Origin of the sequence: Pseudomonas sp., from assembly GCF_049300855.1 — a bacterium.
In the GTDB taxonomy this organism is placed as follows: Bacteria; Pseudomonadota; Gammaproteobacteria; order Pseudomonadales; family Pseudomonadaceae; genus Aquipseudomonas.
This window is the reverse complement of the sequence record NZ_JBAQKH010000054.1, coordinates 478,232-501,088: the sequence shown is the minus strand read 5'-3', so window position 1 is coordinate 501,088 and position 22,857 is coordinate 478,232. Positions and strand designations below refer to the sequence as shown.

Genomic DNA, 22,857 nt, shown 5'->3' with positions numbered 1-22,857 from the left:
AGCGCCCCGGCCTGACAGCGAGCGCTGATCCTAGGACGGATGCCTCTACGACGTAGGTAATTTCTCGAATTTTCGACGAAGTGTCTGTTAAGCTGGCGCCAATTCGCTGGCGCCCATGCCAGCTGTGCAGCGACCGCCTTCAGCGCCTCATAAAAAAACCAAACATCACCGTGCAGTCTTTTCGGGATACAACCATGGTTGCTATTACCCCCACACCCAAAATCAAGAACCTCGACAAGCTGTTGATGCATTGTCAGCGCCGTCGCCATGCGGCCAAGAGCAACATCATTTGTGCAGGTGATCGCTCGGACACGTTGTACTTCATCATCAAGGGTTCGGTAACGATCCTGATCGAGGACGACGATGGTCGCGAGATGATCATCGCCTACCTCAACGCCGGGGATTTCTTTGGCGAACTGGGCCTGTTCGAACAAGCCGGCCAGGAGCAAGAACGCAGCGCCTGGGTGCGGGCCAAGGTTGAATGCGAAACCGCGGAAATCAGCTACACCAAGTTCCGCGAATTGTCGCAGCAGGATCCGGACATTCTTTACGTGCTCAGCGGACAAATCGCACAGCGCTTGCGCAATACCACACGCAAAGTCGGCGATCTGGCGTTCTTTGATGTGACCGGTCGCGTAGCGCGTTGCCTGCTGGAGTTGTGCAAACAGCCAGATGCAATGACCCACCCGGACGGCATGCAAATCAAAGTGACGCGTCAGGAAATCGGGCGGATTGTTGGCTGTTCACGGGAGATGGTCGGTCGCGTGCTCAAGGATCTTGAGGAACGCAACCTGGTCGATGTGAAAGGCAAAACCATGGTGGTCTTCGGCACGCGGTAAACCGGTAACGTCAGGCGCTGTACATCTGCGCCAGCATCAGACGAAACAGCTCATCGAGACGCGCCAAGGCATGTGGCGCGTTGAATTTCTCATGCAGGGCAATGTGGCTTTGCGCCCTCACCCGCTGCTCCAGTCCGCATGCCTCGTTGAAACGATTGACCGCCGCGACCATCGATTCGCGCTCGTCATCCATCAGCATTGCCCCGTGCACCAGGCCGACCGGACGTTGTCCGCCCTGGCTCTGACGCCAGCGCTGGGCGGTGCCGACCATTTTCCGTCCGTCGAGATTGACGTTGAAACGACCGTCGCAAAAGGCGCCGTCGATTTCGCCCAACGATGATGTACCGCCCAACTCATCCAGCAACTGGCAGAGCGGATCGCACAGACGCCGGTAGCCGGTTTCGATGCGGTTCAGATCGCCTTCGCTGCGCGGTGGCGCGTAGACCAGAGCGATATTGATAGTCGCGGCTGATTGCGGGACGGGTTCGCCGCCGGTTTCACGTAACAGAACCGGCCAACCGGCGGCGGCGGAGACTTCGCAGGCATGGTCGAAACCCGGGAGGCGATTGAGGCGGCGCGGCATGACCAACGCGCGATCGCTGGGTTGCCAGAACAGCAGGCCGAATTCTGTGTCGCCGGCGCAGACCGAGGCCAGCAGATCCTGTTCGGCTTGCAGGCCGGCTTCGATGGTCAGGGGGGTTGGCAGCGACATTGAGCACTCCGGCAGATCTTAAATCTTTAGGGATGTTGAGGGACTCTTCGCGAGCAAGCTCGCTCCCACAGGGGAAATGCATTCCATTGTGGGAGCGAGCTTGCTCGCGAATGAGTCGACTCGGTCTAGAGCGAATCAGTCGAGGGTCGAACCGCTGATCGAAGTACCACGCTCCGGGAAGAACAGGCGCTGCAGTTCAGTACCCGGGCTTTCCGCACGCATGAACGCTTCGCCGACCAGGAACGAATACACGTCGCTGATTTCCATCAGCTCGACATCGGCACGGTTAAGGATGCCGCTCTCGGTAATCACCAGACGATCGCGCGGGATGCGCGGCAGCAGGTCGAGGGTGGTTTCCAGACTGACATCAAAGGTATGCAGGTTACGGTTGTTGACCCCCACCAGCGGTGTGTCGAGGGTTTTCAACGCACGCTCCAGCTCATCGCCATCGTGCACTTCGACCAGCACATCGAGACCGACGCTTTTGGCGACGGCGGCCAGCTCGGCCATTTTCACGTCATCCAGTGCGGAGACGATCAACAGCACGCAGTCGGCGCCCAGCGCGCGGGCTTCGACGATCTGGTACGGATCGATCATGAAGTCCTTGCGAATCACTGGCAGGCTGCACGCGGCACGGGCCTGTTGCAGGTAAGCATCGGCGCCCTGGAAGTAATCGATGTCGGTCAGCACGGACAGACAGGTCGCCCCGCCCTTCTCGTAGCTTTTGGCGATGTCGGCGGGAACGAAGTTCTCGCGGATCACGCCTTTGCTCGGCGAAGCCTTCTTGATTTCGGCGATGACCGCCGGCTGCTTTTTCTTTGCTTGCGCCAGCAATGCCTGGGCAAAACCACGGGGTGCATCGGCCGCCTTGGCCAGACTTTCCAGCTCGCTCAGACTGACGCGGGCACTACGCTCGGCGACTTCCTGAACTTTGCGCGCCAGAATGTTTTCCAGAACCGTCGGTACACTCATCCCTCATTCTCCACTTTGAATACCGCGGTAAAGGCACCCAGCTCTTCGAGTTTTTCCCGAGCGAGACCGGTGTGCAGCGCGTCGTGCGCAAGCTCGACACCCTGTTTCAAACTGCTGGCCACGTCAGCGGCATACAGCGCTGCACCGGCATTGAGCACAATCATTTCGGCGGCCTTTTGGCCGTTTTCGGTTTTGCGCTTGCCAAGGGCATCGCGGATCAGCGCCAGCGACGCTTCCGGGCCGTCGACCGAGAGGCCGTGCAGGCTCTGGCTCTTCATGCCGAGGTCTTCCGGCTCGACCCAATATTCAGTGATTTCGTTGTTTTTCAGCTCGGCGACAAAGGTCGGCGCGGCGAGGCTGAACTCGTCCAGACCGTCCTTCGAATGCACCACCAGCACATGCTTGCTGCCCAGGCGCTGCAAGACTTCGGCCAGTGGCCGGCACAGTGCCGGCGTGAACACGCCCACCACCTGATGTTTCACACCGGCCGGATTCGTAAGCGGGCCGAGCATGTTGAACAGCGTACGCAGACCGAGATCGCGGCGCGGGCCGGCGGCGTACTTCATGGCTTTGTGGTGGGTCTGGGCGAACATGAAACCGATGCCGACGTTGTCGATGCAACGCGCGACCTGCACCGGCGTCAGGTTCAGATAAATGCCGGCAGCTTCGAGCAAGTCGGCGCTGCCGCTCTTGCCCGATACCGCACGGTTACCGTGCTTGGCCACCGTGCAACCGGCCGCGGCTACAACAAAGGAAGAAGCCGTCGACACGTTGAAGATGTTCGCGCCGTCACCGCCGGTACCAACCACATCAACGACGCCGTCGAGGGTTTTCAGTTCGACCTGATCAGCCAGCTCACGCATCACCGACACGGCACCGACGATCTCGTCGATGCTCTCGCTCTTCATGCGCATGGCCATCATGAACGCGCCGATCTGCGCGTCGCTGCATTGGCCGGTCATGATTTCGCGCATCACATCGCGCATTTCATCGGTGCTGAGGTCGAGGTGATCGACGATACGGCTCAGGGCTGTCTTGATATTCATGGGAAGTCCTTAGCGCGTGCCGCCGGTTTGTTTGAGGAAGTTGGCAAACAGTTCATGGCCCTGCTCGGTCAGGATCGACTCGGGGTGGAACTGTACACCCTCAATGTTCAGGGTCTTGTGACGCAGGCCCATGATTTCGTCGACGGAGCCGTCATCGTGCTGGGTCCAGGCGGTCAGCTCCAGGCAATCAGGCAACGTGTCGTGCTTGACGATCAGCGAGTGGTAGCGGGTAACCGTCAGCGGATGATTCAGACCGGCGAAAACGCCCTTGTCCTCGTGGAATACCGGACTAGTCTTACCGTGCATCACTTGCCGGGCACGCACTACATCACCGCCAAAGGCTTGGCCGATGGACTGATGGCCGAGGCAGACGCCGAGGATCGGCAGTTTGCCGGCAAAGTGCTTGATGGCTTCGATGGAGATGCCGGCTTCGGTCGGCGTGCAAGGACCAGGGGAAACCACGATGCGCTCAGGCTTGAGCGCTTCGATTTCGGCGATGGTCAGTTCGTCGTTGCGCACGACTTTGACTTCGGCACCCAGCTCGCCGAGGTATTGCACAACGTTGTAAGTAAAGGAGTCGTAGTTGTCGATCATCAGCAACATGGCGTTTCGAACCTCTTGAATTCTGACTTGGAGACAGCCTTCAGATGACTTGCCCGCAGGGCGCTGCACGATGTCGGACGCAGACAGGTGCGTCGGCACAGCGGCATTTCAAACGGGCAAGGAAGGCAAAGCGATACAGATCCGGCGAAGCCGGCAGAAAAGATTCAGGCGCGCCAACGCCAGCGGGCGTGTGCCTTGATGACTTGATCCAGAAGTTTGCTGGTGATCAACACGGGGGAGGTCTCGTTCATACGTTCCGGCACAGTAACTTAGCTGGGCGGAGCGTGCAATATGGCCGGGGCTTTGGCGGATAAATCCAGGGGAGGATTCACGACCGATGGCAAAACGCCGGGAGTTTTTGGTACTGTCGTTTCGTTCACCTACAACAATAAATAAACGGACTTGCTCATGATCAAACAGACGTTGTTTGTACCGCTGGCCGGATGCTTGCTCGCACTGGCCTGCGCCCAGGCCAATGCTGCGCCCAATCCCTATTCGAATTTCATTGTTTTCGGCGACAGCCTGAACGATGCCGGGACCTTTACCGACACGGGTGGCCCGGCCGGCGCCACTCAGCGTTACACCAACCGGACGGGGCCGGTGTATCTGGACGGCAGCGGCGAACTGCGCTCGCTGAACTCCACACAATTGCTGGGCGGGCGGCTGGGCTTCAGCCCCGACCAGACCGCCTCCTCAAGTTCGGCCGTACGCGCTAATGAAGGCCTGCCGGACGGCAACAACTGGGCAGTCGGCGGTTATCGCACCGACCAGATTCTCGACTCGATCACCACGCAATCAGCCACGGGCGAACGCACCCGCGCCGGATACCTGCCGTCGAACGGCTTTCGCGCCGATCCCAACGCGCTGTACTACATTTCCGGTGGCGGTAACGACTTCCTGCAAGGGCGAATTCTCAGCCTGCCGCAAGCCAACGCCGCCGCCGATCGCCTCGCTGACAGCGTGCAGACGCTGCAAACCGCCGGTGCCAAATACGTGATGGTCTGGCTGTTGCCTGATGTCGGCCTGACGCCGGCCATCAACGGTACGCCGCTGCAAGCCTTCAGCAGTCAACTCGCCGGCCAGTTCAACAACCAGTTGGTCACGCGCCTGCAAGGCATCAACGCCGAAATCATTCCGTTGAACATTCCGGTATTGCTCTCGGAAGTCTTTGCCGATCCGGCACGCTTTGGTTTGGCGACTGATCAGAACCTGACCGCGACTTGCTTCAGCGGCAGCGGCTGCACCGAGAACGCCCGTTACGGGATCAACAGTGCGACCCCCGACCCGACCAAGCTGATTTATAACGACGGCGTGCACCCGACCGAAGCCGGCCAGAAACTGATCTCCGACTACGCCTACTCCCTGCTCGCGGCACCGTGGGAACTGACGCTGTTGCCGGAAATGGCCCACGCCACTCTGCGCGCGCATCAGGATGAACTGCGCAGCCAATGGCAAGCCGATTGGGAAAACTGGCAGGCGGTCGGCCAATGGCGGGCAATTGTCGCCGCGGGTGGCCAGCATCTGGATTTCGATAGCCAGAGCAGCGGCGCCAGCGCCGACGGTAGCGGCTACAACCTCAACGTCGGTGGCAGCTATCGTCTGAATGACGCCTGGCGCGTCGGCGTGGCAGGCGGTTTCTATCGGCAGACGCTGGAAGCCGGTCATAACGACTCGGACTACAAACTCAACAGCTATCTGGCCACCGCATTTGCCCAGTTCCAGCAGAATCGCTGGTGGGCTGACATGGCGTTGACCGGCGGCAAACTCGACTACGACAACCTCAAGCGCAAGTTCGACCTCGGCGCCAGCGAGGGTGCGGAGAAAGGCGATACCGACGGCCACCTGTGGGCCTTCAGCACCCGTGTCGGTTACGACATTGCCCAGCCGGGCAGCGAGTGGCATCTGTCGCCGTTCGTCAGCGCCGACTACGCCAGCGTTGATGTCGACGGTTATTCAGAGAAGAGCAACCGCGCTACCGCACTGAGCTTCGATGATCAGTCCCGCGATTCGAAACGCCTCGGTGTTGGTATTCAGGGCAAGTACAACATCACCCCGCAAACCCAGGTGTTCGGCGAATATGCCCACGAGCGTGAATACGAAGATGACGTGCAGAAGGTCAACATCGCGCTGAATACTCTGCCGGCCAATGACTTCAAACTCGAAGGCTATACGCCGCAGAGCCATTTGAACCGCTTGAGCCTGGGCGTCAGCCACAAGCTCACGGCTGATCTGGCGCTGCGCGGCGGGTATACGTTGCGCAAGGATGATGACTTTACCCAGCAAGGCGTTAACGTCGGCGTTGTGCTCGACTTCTAAATCGCCGGCACAAAAAAGCGGCGCCCTCACAGGCGCCGCTTTTTTAATGGCTACACACAAATCGAATGTGGGAGCGAGCTTGCTCGCGAAAGCGGTGGGTCAGCCAGCATAAATATTGACTGACGGGGCCTCTTCGCGAGCAAGCTCGCTCCCACAGGGAAGATCAGTGATCAGTCCGGGGTTTGTTCGGCCAGGGCCACGGCGCGGAACATTGCGCGGCGTTTGTTCAGGGTTTCTTCCCATTCCAGCGCCGGCACCGAGTCGGCGACGATGCCGCCACCGGCCTGCACGTGCAGTTCACCGTTTTTGATCACGGCAGTACGGATCGCAATCGCGGTGTCCATGTTGCCGTTCCAGGCGAAGTAACCGACCGCCCCGCCATACACACCACGCTTGACCGGTTCCAGTTCGTCGATGATTTCCATCGCGCGAATCTTCGGCGCGCCCGACAACGTACCCGCCGGCAGAATCGCCCGCAGCGCATCCATCGCCGTCAGTCCTTGTTTCAACTGACCGGTGACGTTGGAAACGATGTGCATCACGTTGGAATAACGCTCGATGACCATCTTCTCGGTGAGTTTCACCGAGCCGATTTCCGAAACGCGCCCGGTATCGTTACGACCGAGGTCGATCAGCATCAAGTGCTCGGCGATCTCCTTGTCGTCCGACAGCAGGTCTTGTTCCAGCGCCACGTCCGCTTCTTCGGTCGCGCCGCGTGGGCGAGTACCGGCAATCGGGCGCACGGTGATCAAGTTGTCTTCAACGCGCACCAGCACTTCCGGCGAACTGCCGACAACGTGGAAATCGCCGAAGTTGAAGAAGTACATGTATGGCGTCGGGTTGAAGCAACGCAGCGCGCGATACAGATCGATCGGTGCAGCCTTGAAATCGATCGACATGCGCTGCGACGGCACGACCTGCATGCAGTCGCCGGCCAGGATGTATTCCTTGATGGTGTCGACGGCTTTTTCGTAATCGTTCTGGGTGAAACTGGAGCGGAACACCGGATCAGCCGCTTGCTGCTTGCTGAAGTCCAGGCCCCGACGCGGGGTGATCGGCTGGCGCAGTTGCTCCAGCAGTTCCTGCAAACGTGCCTGACCTTGTTCGAAAGCATCGGCCTGCGCAGGGTCGGCCAGCACGATCGCGTGCATCTTGCCGGCGAGGTTGTCGAACACCACGACGGCGTCGGAGACCATCAGCAGAATATCCGGTACACCCAGTGGATCCGGGTTCGGGCACTTGCCCAAGCGCTTCTCGACATAACGCACGCAGTCGTAACCGAAGTAACCGACCAGACCACCATTGAAACGTGGCAGACCGGCGATGGTCGGCACGTTGTAGCGCGCTTTGAAGGTTTCGACGAAGGCCAGCGGGTCTTCAACGTCGTGGCTTTCGGTCTCGATGCCATCAACGGTGATGCTGACGTGATGGTCGTGAACGCGCATGACCGTGCGGCACGGCAGGCCGATGATCGAGTAACGGCCCCATTTCTCGCCGCCCTGCACCGATTCGAGCAGGTAGGAGTTGGGCTGGTCAGCCAGTTTCAGGTAGATCGACAGCGGTGTGTCGAAGTCGGCCAGGGTTTCGCAGGCCAACGGAATGCGGTTGTAGCCGTCAGCGGCCAAGCGCAGGAATTCTTCGCGGATCATAAGGTGCCTCGTGGTGTGAGGGGCAAATCAGTCAGGTATGCAAACGCGCCGGCAGGCCGGCCAGGAACAAGTCAGGCGCGCCAACGCCAGCGGGCCAGGGCCTTGATGACTTTCATCCAGAGTTTGCGAGTGACCACCACGATGGCGTTTCCAGAATGGGATTGAGCAGCGTCGGGCAACGTTATCTCAGCGGCGGAACCTAGGCAACCGGGAATTAGCTTGCGCAGATCGTCGATCACCAGTGCCGGCGATTCTTCGGCAATCGGCCTGCCGTGGTTGTAGCCGTAACTCAGCGCCACGCATTTGACCCCCGCCGCTTTCGCCGCCAGCACGTCGCTGCGCGAGTCGCCGACGAACAACGATTGCGAGGCCGGGATGTTGGCCATTTTCATCACGAAGAACAGCGCCGCCGGATCGGGTTTTTTCTGCGGCAAGGTATCGCCGCCGATGATCCACTTGAAGTAGCGGCCGATCTTCATCTGATCCAGCAACGGCGCGACGAAACGCTCCGGCTTGTTGGTGATCAGCGCCATGGCCACGCCCTGCTTTTGCAGCCACTTGAGGGTATCGCGCACACCGGGATAGACCACGGTCAGCTCATGGCTGGCGCCGTAAGCTTGCATGAACACTTCCAGCGCGTGCTCGGCTTCAACGTCATCCACTGCTGAATGATCGATGCCACCGGCCAAGGCGCGGCGCACCAATACCGGCGCGCCGTTGCCCACCCACTCGCGCACCGAATCGATGCCGGCAGGCTGACGGCCGAGGGAGAGCAGCATGGTGTCCACCGCGGCTGCCAGGTCCGGAACCGAGTCGATCAGCGTGCCATCCAGATCGAACATCACCAGCCGTGGCAGTTTCCCCGGGAACAGCTGCTCAAACCCGCTCATGGGCGCGCCAGCGCCAGTTCGGAGCGCATCTTGTCGATGACTTCCTGATAGTTCGGCGCATTGAAGATTGCCGAGCCGGCGACAAAGGTGTCAGCGCCAGCGGCGGCGATTTCGCGGATGTTGTTGACGTTGACGCCGCCGTCGATTTCCAGACGGATGTCACGGCCCGAGGCATCGATGATCGCCCGCGCTTCGCGCAGTTTATCGAGGGTGCCGGGAATGAATTTCTGCCCGCCGAAACCCGGGTTGACGCTCATCAGCAAGACCATGTCGACCTTGTCGATCACGTACTTGAGCACGTCCAGCGGGGTCGCCGGGTTGAACACCAGGCCGGATTTGCAGCCGCCTTCACGGATCAGTTGCAGCGAGCGATCAACGTGCAGGGTGGCTTCCGGGTGGAAGGTGATGTAAGTCGCGCCGGCTTCGATGAAGTCGCCGACGATGCGATCCACCGGGCTGACCATCAAATGCGCGTCGATCGGCGCGGTGACGCCGTACTTGCGCAATGCCGCGCAGACCATCGGGCCAATGGTCAGGTTCGGTACGTAGTGGTTGTCCATGACGTCGAAGTGAACGAAGTCGGCGCCAGCGGCGAGAACATTGTCTACTTCCTCGCCGAGGCGGGCGAAGTCGGCGGAGAGAATCGACGGAGCAATTACGAAGGGCTGCATGACGCACCTTTTCTGAGCTAAATCACGATGGCGCGCATTGTATACCTCAAGTTTCCAAGCGCGCACCGTGACCGCGATGATTGGGTTATGCCATGACGCAGGACCGGCGCAGCCTCAATACGCCGCGCGGTAGATCTTCTCGATATCCACAGCGCTGAGTTTGCGCGGGTTGTTGCGCATCAGGCGCTCGATCCCGGCCGCTTCCACCGCCATCGCCGGGATCGCTTCTTGCGGCACGCCGAAACTGCGCAGGCCGGCCGGAATTTCCACGGCCGCGCACAAATCGGTCATCGCCTGCACGGCTTTGTCTGCGGCCTCGGCGGCACTCAGATGAGCGGTCTTCACCCCCATGGCTTCGGCAATATCCTGCATGCGTTCGACGCAAGCCATCTTGTTCCAGGTCATGACATACGGCAGCAGCAAGGCATTGCTGACGCCATGGGCAATGTTGAAGCGTCCGCCCAGCGGATAGGCCAGCGCATGCACCGCGCCGACCCCGGCATTACCGAACGCCATGCCGGCCATCAGGCTGGCAGTGGCCATGTCTTCACGGGCTTGCAGGTTGGCGCCGTTGGCATAGGCCTTGGGCAGCGCTTTGGCAATCAGCTTGATCGCGCCGATGGCCAGCGAGTCGGTGATCGGCGAGGCGTTGACCGACAGATAGGATTCGATGGCGTGCACCAGCGCGTCGACGCCACTGGCGGCGGTGACGCTGCGTGGGCAAGTCAGGGTCATTTGCGGGCTGACCAGAGCGACATCCGGCAATAGATAGTCGCTGACGATGCCTTTCTTCAGTTGCGCGACTTTGTCGGAGAGGATCGCCACGTTGGTGACTTCGGAACCGGTGCCGGCGGTGGTCGGGATGGCGATCAGCGGCGGGCCTTTGCGCGGTACCTGATCAACGCCGAACAGATCTTCCAGTGCGCCATGGTAACCGGCGTAGGCCGCAACACTTTTAGCAATGTCGATGGCACTGCCGCCACCGAGGCCGATCAAGCCGTCATGCCCGCCCTCGCGGTAAACGCGCATGCAATCTTCGACGATAGCGATTTCCGGGTCTGGCAATACGCGATCGAAAATCTCGTAGTCGCGCCCGCCCAATTGGCACAGAGCCAGCTCAACGGTGCCGGATTTGACCAGCGCGGCGTCGGTGACGATCAGGGGATTGTCGATGTCGAGGCGCGTGAGTTCGGGGGCCAGTTGCTCGATGGCTCCGGCGCCGGTGATCAGTTTGTGGGCGATTTTGAACTGGGACAGACTCATCGTGCGCAGCCTCTTATAGATGTGGGAGCTGGGCACAAGATTAGCTGGGGTTTTGGGGTTGTCTGCTATTCACTCCATGAATGACCAACGAATACCCCCTGTCACTGATTGTTCCCACGCTCTGCGTGGGAATACCGCCGGGGACGCTCTGCGTTCCATTCGCGAGCTGGAACGCGGAGCGTCCCGAGAGGCATTCCCACGCAGAGCGTGGGAACGATCAGCGTCAGACTTGGGCAGTACGCAGTTTTTCGCTGCGGCCACGTAGCCATTCCAGCGTCAGCAGCAGGATTACCGAGAAGGCGATCAGCAAGGTCGCCGCAGCCGCAATCGTCGGACTCAGGTTCTCGCGTATCCCGCTAAACATCTGCCGAGGCAACGTCGCCTGCTCAGGCCCGGCAAGAAACAGCGTCACCACTACCTCATCAAACGAAGTCGCAAAGGCAAACAGCGCCCCGGAAATCACCCCCGGCGCAATCAGCGGCAAGGTCACCCGGCGGAACGCGGTCAACGGCGATGCACCAAGACTCGCCGCAGCACGCACCAGATTATGGTTAAACCCCTGTAACGTCGCCGACACCGTGATGATCACAAACGGTACACCCAGCACCGCGTGCACGACGATCAGCGAGAAGAAGCTGTTGCCCAAGCCCAGCGGCGCGAAGAACAGATAACTCGCCACGCCGATGATTACCACCGGCACCACCATCGGCGAAATCACCAGCGCCATCACCAGCGCTTTACCGGGAAAGTCACCGCGAGTCAGGCCAATCGCCGCCAGCGTGCCGAAAACCATCGCCAGCACCGTCGCCGCCGGTGCGACGATGATGCTGTTCTTCAGCGCGCGCATCCATTCCGCTGAGGCGAAGAAATCCTGATACCAGTGCAGCGAGAAGCCCTGCAGCGGATAGACCAGAAAACTCCCCGAGTTGAACGACAGCGGAATGATCACCAGCACCGGCAGGATCAGGAACAACAGAATCAGGCCGCAGAGGATCCGCAGGCTGTAGAACCACACCCGTTCGATGGGCGACATGTAAGGACTCAGCATCTCGAATTCCCCTTAGCTCAGGCGCAGGCGACTGGCGCCGACCAGCCAGCTGTAAATCAGATAAAGCACCACCGTCGCCAGCAGCAATAGCCCGCCCAGTGCGGTGGCCATGCCCCAGTTGATGCTGGTGTTGGTGTAGAAAGCGACGAAGTAGCTGACCATTTGATCGTTCGGGCTGCCGAGCAGCGCCGGGGTGATGTAGTAGCCAATGGCGAGGATGAACACCAACAGGCAACCGGCGCCGACACCGGCATAGGTCTGCGGGAAGTACACCCGCCAGAAACTGGCGAACGGGTGGCAGCCGAGGGAAATCGCCGCGCGCATGTAGGTCGGCGAGATGCCTTTCATCACGCTGTAGATCGGCAGGATCATGAACGGCAGCAGGATGTGCACCATCGAGATGTATACGCCGGTGCGGTTGAACACCAGTTCCAGCGGTTTATCGATGATGCCCATGGCCATCAGACCGCTGTTGATCAACCCACCGGATTGCAGCAGTACGATCCACGCCGCGACGCGCACCAGAATCGATGTCCAGAACGGCAACAGCACCAGAATCATCAGCAGGTTGCTTTGCCGCGAGGGCAGGTTCGCCAGCAGGTACGCCAGTGGATAAGCCAGCAGCAGGCAGATCACGGTGATGACCAGGCCCATCCAGAAGGTACGGGCGAAAATGTCGAGGTAGATCGCCTGATCCGGAGTGGCCGGGGCGATTTCGCCGAGGTCGTCGATGCGGTGATCGACGGACGCCAGCAAGTAATAAGGGGTGATGCTGCTGGTGTTGCGTTTGACCGCTTGCCAGTAGGCCGGGTCGCCCCAACGTTCGTCGAGACCTTCCAGCGCTTCTTTATAAGAGGCCGGTTCGCTGGCGAAGGGTAGCGCCCGGGCGGTTTTGGTCAGCAGGCTGCGGTAGCCGGCCAACTCCATGTTCAAGCGCTTGGACAGATCGCCCAGCGTCTGGTTTTTACGTGCTTCGGCGAGATCTTCGCCAGCGGCTTTGTAGACCGGTTCAGCGGGCAGGCCGCGGCCGTCCCAACTGGCGATGGCCGCCACGGTGCGCGGCATGCCGCCGACCACTTCGGGGTTGCCGACGCTTTTGTAGAGCAGCGCCACGATCGGCACCAGAAACACCAGCAACAGAAACAGCACCAGCGGCGCAATCAGCGCTTGAGCCTTCCAGCGGTTGACCCGCTCGGCGCGCTTGAGCTTCTGCTTCAAGGTGGGGCTGTTGCCCTCGTTCAGGGGAACGGCGATGGCCATGACGTACTCCGCAAATCTTTGATCGTTACAGAGGTGGCGAATACCACCTCGAACTTTTGCTACTGATCGTTCCCACGCTCTGCGTGGGAATGAATCCAGTGACGCTCTGCGTCACACGGGGACGCGGAGCGTCCCGGGCGGCATTCCCACGCAGAGCGTGGGAATGATCATCCGGAAAGCCGTCGGCCCGTATGCTCGGGTTATTTCGCCGCCCAGGAATTGAAGCGCTGCTCCAGTTGCTCGCCGTTGTCAGCCCAGAAGCTGACGTCGATCTGCACCTGGTTGGCGATGTTTTCCGGGGTGGTCGGCATGTCTTTCAGGACATCCTTGGCCAGCAACGGTACGGCTTGGGTGTTGGCCGGGCCGTAGGCGATGTTTTCCGAGTAGATCTTCTGCTGCTGCGGCTGCACCGAGTAGGCGATGAATTTCTTCGCCGCTTCGGCGCGCTTGGCGTCCAGACCTTTCGGGATGGCCCAGGCGTCGAAGTCGTAGATGCCGCCGTTCCACACCACTTTCAGGTTGGATTCTTTCTGCACGGCAGCGATGCGACCGTTGTAGGCCGAGCTCATCACCACGTCACCGGAAGCGAGGTATTGCGGCGGTTGCGCACCGGCTTCCCACCACTGGATGTTCGGCTTCAGCTCATCGAGCTTCTTGAATGCACGATCCTGGCCGCCCTTGCTCGCCAGTTCCTTGTAGACGTCTTTCGGCGCAACGCCGTCGGCCATCAGAGCGAATTCGAGGGTGTATTTGGCGCCCTTGCGCAGGCCACGTTTGCCCGGGAATTTCTTGGTATCCCAGAAATCCGCCCAACTGGTTGGCGCGGTTTTCAGCTTGTCGGCGTTGTAGGCCAGCACGGTCGACCAAACAAAGAAGCCCACGCCGCACGGCTGAATCGCGCCTTTTACGTAGTCTTCAGTCTTGCCGAACAGTGCCGGGTCGAGTTGTTCGAACATGTCTTCGTCGCAGCCACGGGACAGCTCTGGCGATTCAACCTCCACCAGATCCCACGACACGCTCTTGGTGTCGACCATGGCTTTGACCTTGGCCATTTCGCCGTTGTATTCGCCAGCGACGATCTTGCCGTTGCCCGCCGCTTCCCACGGTGCATAGAAGGCTTTGACTTGCGCCGCCTTGTTCGCCCCGCCAAACGACACCACGGTCAAATCGGGGCCTGCGGCCATTGCGCTGGCCGCACCCATCAGGCCCAGGGTCAGGGCGGTGAACTTCAGGGATCTCAACATTTATTGTTCTCTCCACGTGCAGGGTTGGTGTTGGTATTGCCGGGGCGATCAGTTCGCCTCTAAAAGCGGGTCAAGCGCGCGAACGTGCTCGACCTGCCAGCCAAGCGGAACCACGTCCCCGACAGCAAGCGCAGGATCGAGCTCGGCAATCGGCTGTTTCACGAAGAAGTCGGTCTTGCCGCAGACTTCCAGGCGCACCCGGACGTGGTCGCCCAGATAGATGAATTCCGCCACCCTCCCTGAGAAGCGGTTGACGCATTGATCGCTCGAACCGTTGAGGCTGACGCGCTCCGGACGGATCGACAGGGTCACCGGTTCGCCGGTCTGGCCGACATTGACCGCCAGCGCCTCGACCTTTTCGCCACGACCCAACTCGACCACGCAACGCTCGCCGCTCTGGCTAAGCAGGCGACCGTTGAGGCGGTTGTTCTCACCGATGAAGTTGGCGACGAAGGTGTTTTTCGGCTCCTCGTAAAGGGTTCGCGGCGGGGCGATCTGCTGGATCTCGCCTTGATGGAATACCGCAACGCGATCGGACATGGTCAGCGCTTCACCCTGATCGTGGGTCACGTAGACCACGGTCACGCCGAGGCGCTGGTGCAGGTGTTTGATTTCCATCTGCATGTGTTCACGCAGTTGTTTGTCGAGAGCGCCGAGCGGTTCATCCATCAGCACCAGTTGCGGTTCGAACACCAGCGCGCGGGCCAACGCCACACGTTGTTGCTGACCGCCGGACAACTGCGCCGGGTAGCGCGAGGCGAACGCGTCGAGCTGAACCATGCTGAGGACTTTCTTCACGCGGTCGCTGACGTCGCTTTTGTTCAGGCCACGCACGGTCAGCGGGAAGGCGAGGTTTTCTGCCACGGTCATGTGCGGGAACAGCGCGTAGTTCTGGAACACCATGCCGATGTCGCGCTTGTGCGGCGGCACGTTATTGATCGAGCGCCCGGCGAGGAGGATTTCGCCGGCAGTCGGCGTTTCGAAACCGGCGAGCATCATCAGACTGGTAGTCTTGCCCGAACCGGACGGCCCGAGCAGGGTGAGGAATTCGCCTTTGCGAATGTCCAGGTTGAGGTCTTTGACGATCAGGTTCTCGCCGTCGTAGCTCTTCTGCACTCCACGAAAGCTGACCAGCACATCACTGGCCCCTGCGTTTGTATCGACCTGGCTCATACCCACACCTTTGTTGTTGATGACTGCTTGTGGGTTAAGCCTAGTGGCTGCTGACAGCCGCGCAAATCGGGGCGCAGGAGAGAATCGCCTCAGCCGGATGGAAGGTTGGGGGTAGGGATTGCCCTACACGGATGGCGCGCATTGGCAAGCGAGCGACGAGTGCCAGGCTGCAAGCCGCAAGCAGCGGCAAAAGCGGTTGTCGCTTATGGATATGCCCACATTCTCAGGCAATACAAAGCAACCTGTGGGAGCTGGCTTGCCAGCGATAGCGATGGGTCAGCCGACATTGATGTGACTGACATGCCCTCATCGCTGGCAAGCCAGCTCCCACAGGGATTAGTGGTGTATCTAGAGGAGTTTGTGTTCCATCGCATATTTGACCAGTTCGGCCAGCGAGGTGATGTTGAGCTTCTGCATCAGCCGCGCCTTGTGGGTGCTGATGGTTTTGCTACTGAGGGCCAGTTGTTGGGCGATGTCATTGACGTTGGCGCCTTGGGCGAGGCGTTCGAATACCGAAAACTCGCGCTCGGACAGCAGAGAATGCAACGGCCGGGCATCGGTCAGGCCGACTTCAAAGACCATGCGATCGGCCAGATCGGGATCGATGTAACGCCCACCTGCCGCGACTTTGCGAATGGCAGTGAGCAGCAGCGCCGGATCGCTGTCCTTGGTCGCATACCCGGCCGCACCGACCTTCAGCGCCCGCGCAGCCATCTGCGCTTCATCGTGCATCGACAACACCAGAATCGCTGGAGGGTTGTTCAACGCGCGGATCCGCGGGATCGCTTCCAGGCCATTGACGCCGGGCATGGAGATGTCGAGCAGCACCACTTCGCACGGCACGCTGCGCAGAATCTCGAGCAACTGTTCGCCATTGCTCGCCTCACCCACCACTTGCAGGTCCTTGGCCAGGCCAATCAATTGCTTGATGCCTTCGCGGACGATGGTGTGGTCTTCGGCTACCAGTACACGGATCAAATCTTTTCTCCAGATTTCAGGTACACACCAATCCCTGTGGGAGCGAGCCTGCTCGCGATAGCGTCAGCCCAGACACCACAAACCTTCAAACCTCACTCGCCGGCACCCGCACCAGCAGACTGGTGCCCTCCCCCGGCTCACTTTCCAGCACCAACCGCCCGCCCATGATCAGCACCCGCTCACGCATGCCGACCAAACCAAACGACGTCGGCCGACCGGCAGCGGCGACGAATCCTACGCCATCATCACTAACCGTCAGACACAATTCATCGCCTTCCAGCGCCAGCGTCAGCTCGACAGTATGCGCCTGGGCATGACGCATCACGTTGGTCAATGCTTCCTGCAAGATCCGGAACAAGCCAATCGCCTTGGCATCACTGAGCACCGGCAGGTTGTCCGGCACCTGCACCAGACACGGAATCTGCGTACGCGCCTCGAACCGTCGCGCCTGCCATTCGATTGCCGACGCGATCCCGGCGTCCAGAATCGGTGGGCGCAACGCCGTGGCCACATCGCGCACCAACTGGAACAACTGCGCGATCAGGCGCTTCATGCTGTTCAGCCGCTCATTCAGGCCCGGATCGAGTTGCGCGTAGGCCAGTTCGCACATTGAGGTTTCCAGCTTCAGCACCGTGAGCATCTGCCCCAATTCATCGTGAACCTCGCGGGCAATGCGTGCTTTCTCTTCCTCACGCACGCTTTCGAGGTGCGCCGACAGTTCGCGCAATTGCTCGCGCGATGCCGCCAGTTCCAGCTCGATACGCTTGCTCTCGGTAATGTCCCAGACGATGCCGTCCCACACGTAGGCGCCATCCTCCAGCTGCCGGGTGATCGCCTTGATCTCGGCCCAGCGCTGCTCGCCCTGCCGCGTGAGGATTCGGCCCTGCCACGACCAGTCGCTGTCAGTGTCCAGCGCCTGATCCTGAGTAGCGTGATAACTGGCCTTGTCGTCCGGATGCACCAGACTGCGCAAACCCATGTCGCGATGGGCGATAGCAGCCGGCGCATAGCCGACCAGACTCTCGCTGCCTTCACTGATGTACGCGAAGTCGATCTGCCCGGTCACCGGTGCCCGCTCCAGACGGAACACCAGCCCCGGCACGTTGGCGGCAATGCCCTGCAAACGCGCCTCGCTTTCCTGCAACGCCGCCAGGGCGCGACGGCGCTCGGTAACATCGGTGAGGTAAACCACCAGGTATTCGCTGTCGCGAAAGCGCAGAAAACTCAGCGACACGTCCGCAGGCAACACACGGCCGTCAGCGCACACACAATTGGTTTCGAAACTCAGCGGCCCTTCTTCGCTGGCCCGCGCGCGCTTCCACAGGTTGAGCCAGCGATCCATGTGCAGCCCGGGCTCGAAGTCGATCAGCGGACGCTCGATCAGTCCGCCGGATGGATAACCGAGCATGATTTCCGCCGCGCGATTGGCGTATCGCACATGGCTGTCCCAATTGACCCAAAGGATGCCGACGGTGCTTTGGTCGATGGAAAATTGGGTCAAGCGCAGGGCTTCCTCACTCGCCGCGCGCAAGGCAATGTCCTCGCGCGCCGCCAACAGGCGCTGTTCGAGGCTGTGCTGCTGGCGGCGCTGCCAGAACACAATGGCCACGCAACTGAGCATCATCACCGCAAACAGCAGGCTGAGGTTCTGCCAGAACCCCGGCGACTCCGACAGCCGTGGGTATTTGGGTTGCAGCCATTGATTGTGCAGTTGCTCGAGATCCTTGGCCGGGATCGCACGCAGGGCGCTCTGGACGATGCCGGCCAGCTCCGGCCAGTCGCGGCGCGAACCCACCCGCAACAACTGCGGCAAACCGATATCGCCGACCACCACCAGCTCGGCGAACTCCGGTTCTGCCGACAATCGTCCAAGCTGCGCTTCATCGACCACCGCGTAAGTGGCCTGCTGACTCAACAGCAACTGCAACGCCTGGCGCTCCAGCGGCACACCTTGCAGATTCAGATGCGGATAGTTGCCGCGCAAATAGTCGGCGGTAGTGCTGGGCATGCGCACGGCGACGCGAGTCTGGCTGTCGATTTTCTCCAGATCGACCACGCCGCTGGCCTTCTGATCGCTGACCACCAGTTGCGGTACACGCATGTAAGGATCGGAGAACTGCCACAGGCGCAGCGCACTCGGGGTTTGGCTGAGACCGGGAGCGATGTCGATCTCGCCCTCGCGCGCAGCGGTCTCCAGTTGCTCAAGGTCTGGGAAATTACGCCAGCTCAATTCGACGTTGAGGGCCTTGGCCAGCAGCTTCATCAACTCGACGTTGGCCCCGGACAACTTCTGCAAACGCCGGTCGTATTGCGCATACGGCGCCTGCAAGACCAGGCCAACCCGCAATTCATCGTGTTGCACGAGCCAGTGTTGCTGGCCCTCCGACAATTGCGCGACGTGCGACGGTGGCGCAGGTGCCGCCCACCCCATCAAGGGAAGCCACACCCAGCCGATAACCCACAGGCAGCAAAATCGCTTCATTGAAGTCTCATACACTGACAAATTCTGACCAACCCATTAGGCTGCCGGGATACTTTCTGGCCTGGAATAACCGATGCCCTCTGTTTATCGCCTGGCAATGCCAGCATTGTGCCTGTCGCTGATCCTGCCTTGTGCGTTTTCCGTCAGCGCCGCTGACCCCGCCCCTGCGGCAGAAAAACCGGCTGAAGAAAAACCGGCCGAACGCCAGCCATTGCTTGAGCGTAGTCAGGAAGAAGCCGCAGCACTCAGCCGTACGGTTCCGGCGCAAGAGCAGCAACAGTTGCAGGCCGGCAGCGACACCTTCCTCGCCCTGTGGAAAACCGCGAACACCGCTGAACCCAAAGGCGCGGTGATTATCATCCCCGGTGCCGGCGAAACCGCTGACTGGCCGCAAGCAATCGGCCCGTTACGACAGAAATTGCCGGACGCCAAGTGGAGCAGCCTGAGTATCACCCTGCCCGACCTGCAAAGCGATGTCATCGCCCCGCGCGTGGTTGCCGCCGCTGCGGCACCAAAAGCCGCCGAGACGGGCAGCAAGGACGCCACCACCGCGCAGCCGATCGAGCAAGCCGCTGGCGGTGAAGCCGAAGTCGCCGATCAAGTCGTCGCTGAAACCAGCGAAGAGCAATCCAAGGCTGATGCCGAGCGAATTTTCGCCCGCATTGACGCAGCGATTGCCTACGCCGAACAACAGAGTGCGCGCAGCATTGTCGTCCTCGGTCACGGCACCGGCGCCTATTGGGCCGCGCGATACCTGAGCGAAAAGCAAACCGCGCAGATAGAGAAATTCGTCATGGTCGACGCGCAGACACCTGCCAAGGCCAAGCCGCAACTGGCGGAGTTGACGCCGACATTGAAATTGCCGACCGCGGATATTTTCTACATGGACAAGCCGCTGGATCGCAATGCGGCGCTGGAGCGCATGCAGGCGAGCAAGCGTTTGAAGACGTCGGCGTTCAGTCAGGTGGCGCTCAAGGCCTTGCCGGATAACAAGGCTGAGCAGGAACAACTGTTTCGCCGGGTGCGTGGCTGGTTGAATCCGCAGACCCCGGACTGACCGAATAAGACCGAGACGCCTTCATTCGCGAGCAAGCTCGCTCGCTCGCACAGTTGATCGAGTTCCCTGAGTTGGAATGCGATCGAATGTGGGAGCGAGCTTGCTCGCGAAGGGGCCATTACCGGCAACACATCTTTAACGACTAACGAAAATCCCGCCGCTCACGAATCAATGTGTAGGCATTGTGCAGCTCGCGCGTGCGCTCGGTCGCTTCACGCACCTGCAATGGCGTCGCCCCCGTACCGGCAATCTTGTCCGGGTGATGACGACTGAGCAGGCGCCGATAAGCGCGCTTGATCTGCGCCGGTTCGCTGGACGCCGACACGCCCAGCAAGCGCATCGCCTCTTGATAGCTCACCGCCGCACTGACGATCGGACGTTTGCCCGGTTCGTAATCGCTGGCCAGCGCCTGCACCTGATGCGTCGTCCAGCCTAGCCACTTGCCCCACTGCACCAGCAGTTCACGCTCGCTGACACCCGCGCGGCCATCGGCCCAGACCATCCGCCAACAGGCACGCAATACGCCTTCGGCGGCATGGGGCTGCGCACTCAGGCGTCGCAGATAACCGCGCAGATTGTCGCTGCCGGACTTGCCCCGGTTGAACGCGGCAATGGCACGACGCGTCGCCGGCTCGCTCATCTCCAGCGCCCGCATCTCGTTGCGTGCCTGCTGGATATGCCCATCGGTGACGCGACCGTCGCTCTTGGCCAGACGCCCGAGCAACACGAACAGCAATTCATCATTGCGCAGCATCGGCTGGCCGCCGAGTTTTTCACGCAAGTGCCCCCAGCTCTGCAAATGCAGACGCCGATCCAGCGCCTGTCCCAACAATGCCCCAAGCATGGCCCCCGGAATGCTGGCGATCGCAAAACCCGCTCCGGCTCCAATCAGAGTCCCTGGCCACAACATATCAGCGACTCGCTTTTATCAAGGTTTCAGCTTCGGCCAGACGCTCGTGCGTTCCGACATCGACCCAGTGACCTTTCAGACGCTCGCCCGTGACTTCACCAGCGGCCATGGCCTTGCGCAGCAGCGGTGCCAGTTTGAAAGCACCGTCGCTGCAGCCATCGAACAGTTGCGGATGAAGTACGGCGATGCCGCTGTAGGTCAGGGTTTGCGCGTCAGGTTGGCCGTCGTGCACCTCACCGTCGATCAGTGTGAAATCACCGCTCGGGTGGTGCGCCGGATTGTCGGCCAGTACCAGATGCGCGAGCCCGTTGATCGGCTGGTGCAACACGCTGAAGTCGTAGTCGGTCCAGATATCTCCATTGACCACCAGGAAGGCATCGTCGCCGAGCAGTGGCAGCGCACGGAAAATGCCACCACCGGTTTCCAGCGGTTCACCTTCCGGCGAATACTCAATGCTCACGCCAAGCTGCGAACCATCACCCAGGTAATCTTCGATCTGCTGGCCGAGCCAGGCGTGGTTGATCACGATCTCGTTGAACCCTGCGGCCGCCAAAGCGCGCAGGTGATACTCGATCAAGGGCACGCCACCGGCACGTACCAGCGGTTTCGGCGTGGTCAGGGTCAGCGGGCGCATGCGCTCGCCCTTGCCTGCCGCCAGAATCATTGCCTTCATGCTGTTGCTCCACCCCGCAGGCTGGTGAACAGCGCTTGCAGCTCCGCCAGTTCCGGACGACGCGCGATCACTGCTTCTATATAAGAGAAGAAGCGCGGCACGTCGGCCAGATAACGCGGCTTGCCATCGCGATGGCAGATGCGCGCAAAGATGCCGATGACTTTCAGATGACGCTGCACGCCCATCAGGTCGCTGGCACGCAGGAAGTCTTCGAAGTCCGGCTGCACCGGAATGTTCAGCGCCGAGGCTTGCTCCCAGTAACGTTGCAGCCAGCCGCGCACGCGCTCTTCAGGCCAACTGAGGAAGGCGTCCTTGAACAGGCAGGTGACGTCGTAGGTCACCGGGCCGTAGACCGCATCCTGGAAATCCAGCACGCCGGGATTCGGCTCGCTGAGCATCAGGTTGCGCGGCATGTAGTCGCGGTGCACCAGCACTTTCGGTTGGGCGAGTGCACTGTCGATCAGCAGATCACTGATCTGTTGCCATTGTTGTTGCTGAGCCGCGTCGAACTCCACGCCGAGCTCACGTTTCACGTACCACTCAGGGAACAGTTCCAGTTCACGGCGCAGCAACGCGACGTCGTAACTCGGCAACGGCGCGACCATCGGCAACTGCTGAAAAGCCAACAGTGCTTGCAGGGCATCATCGAACAAAGCATCGGCATTTTCGCCATCGATCACGTCGAGATAGGTCTTGTTACCCAGGTCATTGAGCAAAAGAAATCCGCGTTCGAGGTCTTCGGCATAAATTTTCGGCACATTTATTCCGGATTTCGCCAGCAAAAAGGCGATATCCACGAACGGTTTGCAGTTTTCCTGCGGTGGCGGCGCGTCCATCACGACGAAGCTGCGCCCCTCACCTTCCCAGCGGAAGTAACGGCGAAAACTCGCGTCGCTGCTGGCCGCGGTCAACGTGGCCGGGGGCACGACGCCCCAACCCTGATCTGCAAACAGGATTGCCAACTGCTCATCGAGCCAAACTTTCAGGTGTTGCAAGCGTACATCTTGGTCAGGCATTGCAAGGGTCTCCGACGGCGCTAGCCGTCAAGCGGGTCATGCTTTATTATCCAGC

At 60.5% G+C, this 22,857-nt stretch carries 20 protein-coding genes; 3 read left to right on the top strand and 17 right to left on the bottom strand.

Annotation, left to right across the window (positions count from 1 at the left end; translation table 11 throughout):
• Positions 1 to 194 precede the first annotated feature (194 nt).
• The gene (gene crp, locus WA225_RS27465; protein WP_401244222.1) at positions 195 to 839 is read left to right on the top strand and encodes a cAMP-activated global transcriptional regulator CRP; all 645 of its coding nucleotides are present in this window, start codon (positions 195 to 197) and stop codon (positions 837 to 839) included.
• A 10-nt stretch (positions 840 to 849) separates the two neighbouring features.
• On the opposite strand, the gene WA225_RS27460 is transcribed toward crp, so the two are convergent.
• From WA225_RS27460 to WA225_RS27445, 4 genes are all read right to left on the bottom strand, one after another.
• Positions 850 to 1,551 (bottom strand): lipoate--protein ligase family protein, encoded by a 702-nt coding sequence (locus WA225_RS27460; protein ID WP_422610369.1) that lies wholly within the window; start codon positions 1,549 to 1,551, stop codon positions 850 to 852.
• A 135-nt stretch (positions 1,552 to 1,686) separates the two neighbouring features.
• On the bottom strand, positions 1,687 to 2,523 hold the full coding sequence (trpC, locus tag WA225_RS27455; protein ID WP_422610368.1) for an indole-3-glycerol phosphate synthase TrpC: 837 nt from the start codon (positions 2,521 to 2,523) through the stop codon (positions 1,687 to 1,689).
• Positions 2,520 to 3,569, bottom strand: coding sequence for an anthranilate phosphoribosyltransferase (trpD, locus tag WA225_RS27450; RefSeq protein ID WP_422610367.1), 1,050 nt, complete (start codon positions 3,567 to 3,569; stop codon positions 2,520 to 2,522). Before trpD ends, trpC begins: the two co-directional genes overlap by 4 nt.
• A 9-nt stretch (positions 3,570 to 3,578) precedes the next feature.
• Positions 3,579 to 4,172: an aminodeoxychorismate/anthranilate synthase component II gene (locus WA225_RS27445; RefSeq protein ID WP_095050324.1), complete on the bottom strand. Its 594-nt coding sequence runs from the start codon at positions 4,170 to 4,172 to the stop codon at positions 3,579 to 3,581.
• Between the two features lie 408 nt (positions 4,173 to 4,580).
• Here WA225_RS27445 and estP point away from each other — a divergent pair, with 408 nt between their 5' ends.
• A complete protein-coding gene (estP, locus tag WA225_RS27440; RefSeq protein ID WP_422610366.1) occupies positions 4,581 to 6,488 on the top strand; it encodes an esterase EstP in 1,908 nt (635 codons plus the stop codon).
• Positions 6,489 to 6,658: 170 nt separating this feature from the next.
• Here estP and trpE read toward each other — a convergent pair whose 3' ends face one another.
• From trpE to WA225_RS27390, 10 genes are all read right to left on the bottom strand, one after another.
• Positions 6,659 to 8,137, bottom strand: coding sequence for an anthranilate synthase component I (trpE, locus tag WA225_RS27435; RefSeq protein WP_422610365.1), 1,479 nt, complete (start codon positions 8,135 to 8,137; stop codon positions 6,659 to 6,661).
• A 71-nt stretch (positions 8,138 to 8,208) separates the two neighbouring features.
• Positions 8,209 to 9,027, bottom strand: a complete 819-nt coding sequence (locus WA225_RS27430; protein WP_422610364.1) for a phosphoglycolate phosphatase — start codon at positions 9,025 to 9,027, stop codon at positions 8,209 to 8,211.
• A complete protein-coding gene (gene rpe / locus WA225_RS27425) occupies positions 9,024 to 9,698 on the bottom strand; it encodes a ribulose-phosphate 3-epimerase (protein WP_007918813.1) in 675 nt (224 codons plus the stop codon). Before rpe ends, WA225_RS27430 begins: the two co-directional genes overlap by 4 nt.
• 114 nt (positions 9,699 to 9,812) lie before the next feature.
• Positions 9,813 to 10,961 carry an iron-containing alcohol dehydrogenase gene (locus WA225_RS27420; RefSeq protein ID WP_422610363.1) on the bottom strand — a complete coding sequence of 383 codons (1,149 nt, stop codon included), beginning with the start codon at positions 10,959 to 10,961 and terminating at the stop codon, positions 9,813 to 9,815.
• Between the two features lie 223 nt (positions 10,962 to 11,184).
• Positions 11,185 to 12,009 carry an ABC transporter permease gene (locus WA225_RS27415; RefSeq protein ID WP_008027084.1) on the bottom strand — a complete coding sequence of 275 codons (825 nt, stop codon included), beginning with the start codon at positions 12,007 to 12,009 and terminating at the stop codon, positions 11,185 to 11,187.
• Positions 12,010 to 12,021: 12 nt separating this feature from the next.
• Entirely contained in the window at positions 12,022 to 13,269 is a 1,248-nt protein-coding gene (locus WA225_RS27410; RefSeq protein WP_034155096.1) for an ABC transporter permease, read from the bottom strand.
• Between the two features lie 200 nt (positions 13,270 to 13,469).
• Positions 13,470 to 14,513 carry an ABC transporter substrate-binding protein gene (locus WA225_RS27405; protein ID WP_422610362.1) on the bottom strand — a complete coding sequence of 348 codons (1,044 nt, stop codon included), beginning with the start codon at positions 14,511 to 14,513 and terminating at the stop codon, positions 13,470 to 13,472.
• Between the two features lie 48 nt (positions 14,514 to 14,561).
• Positions 14,562 to 15,686, bottom strand: coding sequence for an ABC transporter ATP-binding protein (locus tag WA225_RS27400; RefSeq protein WP_038363353.1), 1,125 nt, complete (start codon positions 15,684 to 15,686; stop codon positions 14,562 to 14,564).
• Positions 15,687 to 16,034: 348 nt separating this feature from the next.
• Positions 16,035 to 16,664: a response regulator gene (locus WA225_RS27395; protein WP_422610361.1), complete on the bottom strand. Its 630-nt coding sequence runs from the start codon at positions 16,662 to 16,664 to the stop codon at positions 16,035 to 16,037.
• A gap of 85 nt (positions 16,665 to 16,749) precedes the next feature.
• Complete coding sequence (locus tag WA225_RS27390) at positions 16,750 to 19,146, bottom strand: PAS domain-containing sensor histidine kinase (RefSeq protein ID WP_422610360.1); 2,397 nt, start codon at positions 19,144 to 19,146, stop codon at positions 16,750 to 16,752.
• A 73-nt stretch (positions 19,147 to 19,219) separates the two neighbouring features.
• On the opposite strand from WA225_RS27390, the gene WA225_RS27385 reads away from it, so the two are divergent.
• Positions 19,220 to 20,203: an alpha/beta hydrolase family protein gene (locus WA225_RS27385; protein WP_422610359.1), complete on the top strand. Its 984-nt coding sequence runs from the start codon at positions 19,220 to 19,222 to the stop codon at positions 20,201 to 20,203.
• 142 nt (positions 20,204 to 20,345) lie between these two features.
• Here the strand turns inward: WA225_RS27385 and WA225_RS27380 are convergent, their stop codons facing one another.
• From WA225_RS27380 to WA225_RS27370, 3 genes are read right to left on the bottom strand one after another with little or no spacing between them, the layout of a single operon-like run.
• Positions 20,346 to 21,113 (bottom strand): TerB family tellurite resistance protein, encoded by a 768-nt coding sequence (locus WA225_RS27380; RefSeq protein ID WP_422610358.1) that lies wholly within the window; start codon positions 21,111 to 21,113, stop codon positions 20,346 to 20,348.
• A gap of 1 nt (position 21,114) precedes the next feature.
• Positions 21,115 to 21,786: an N-acetylmuramate alpha-1-phosphate uridylyltransferase MurU gene (gene murU, locus WA225_RS27375; protein ID WP_422610357.1), complete on the bottom strand. Its 672-nt coding sequence runs from the start codon at positions 21,784 to 21,786 to the stop codon at positions 21,115 to 21,117.
• Entirely contained in the window at positions 21,783 to 22,802 is a 1,020-nt protein-coding gene (locus tag WA225_RS27370; protein ID WP_422610356.1) for an aminoglycoside phosphotransferase family protein, read from the bottom strand. The genes murU and WA225_RS27370 overlap by 4 nt, the downstream gene beginning before the upstream one ends.
• Positions 22,803 to 22,857 lie beyond the last annotated feature (55 nt).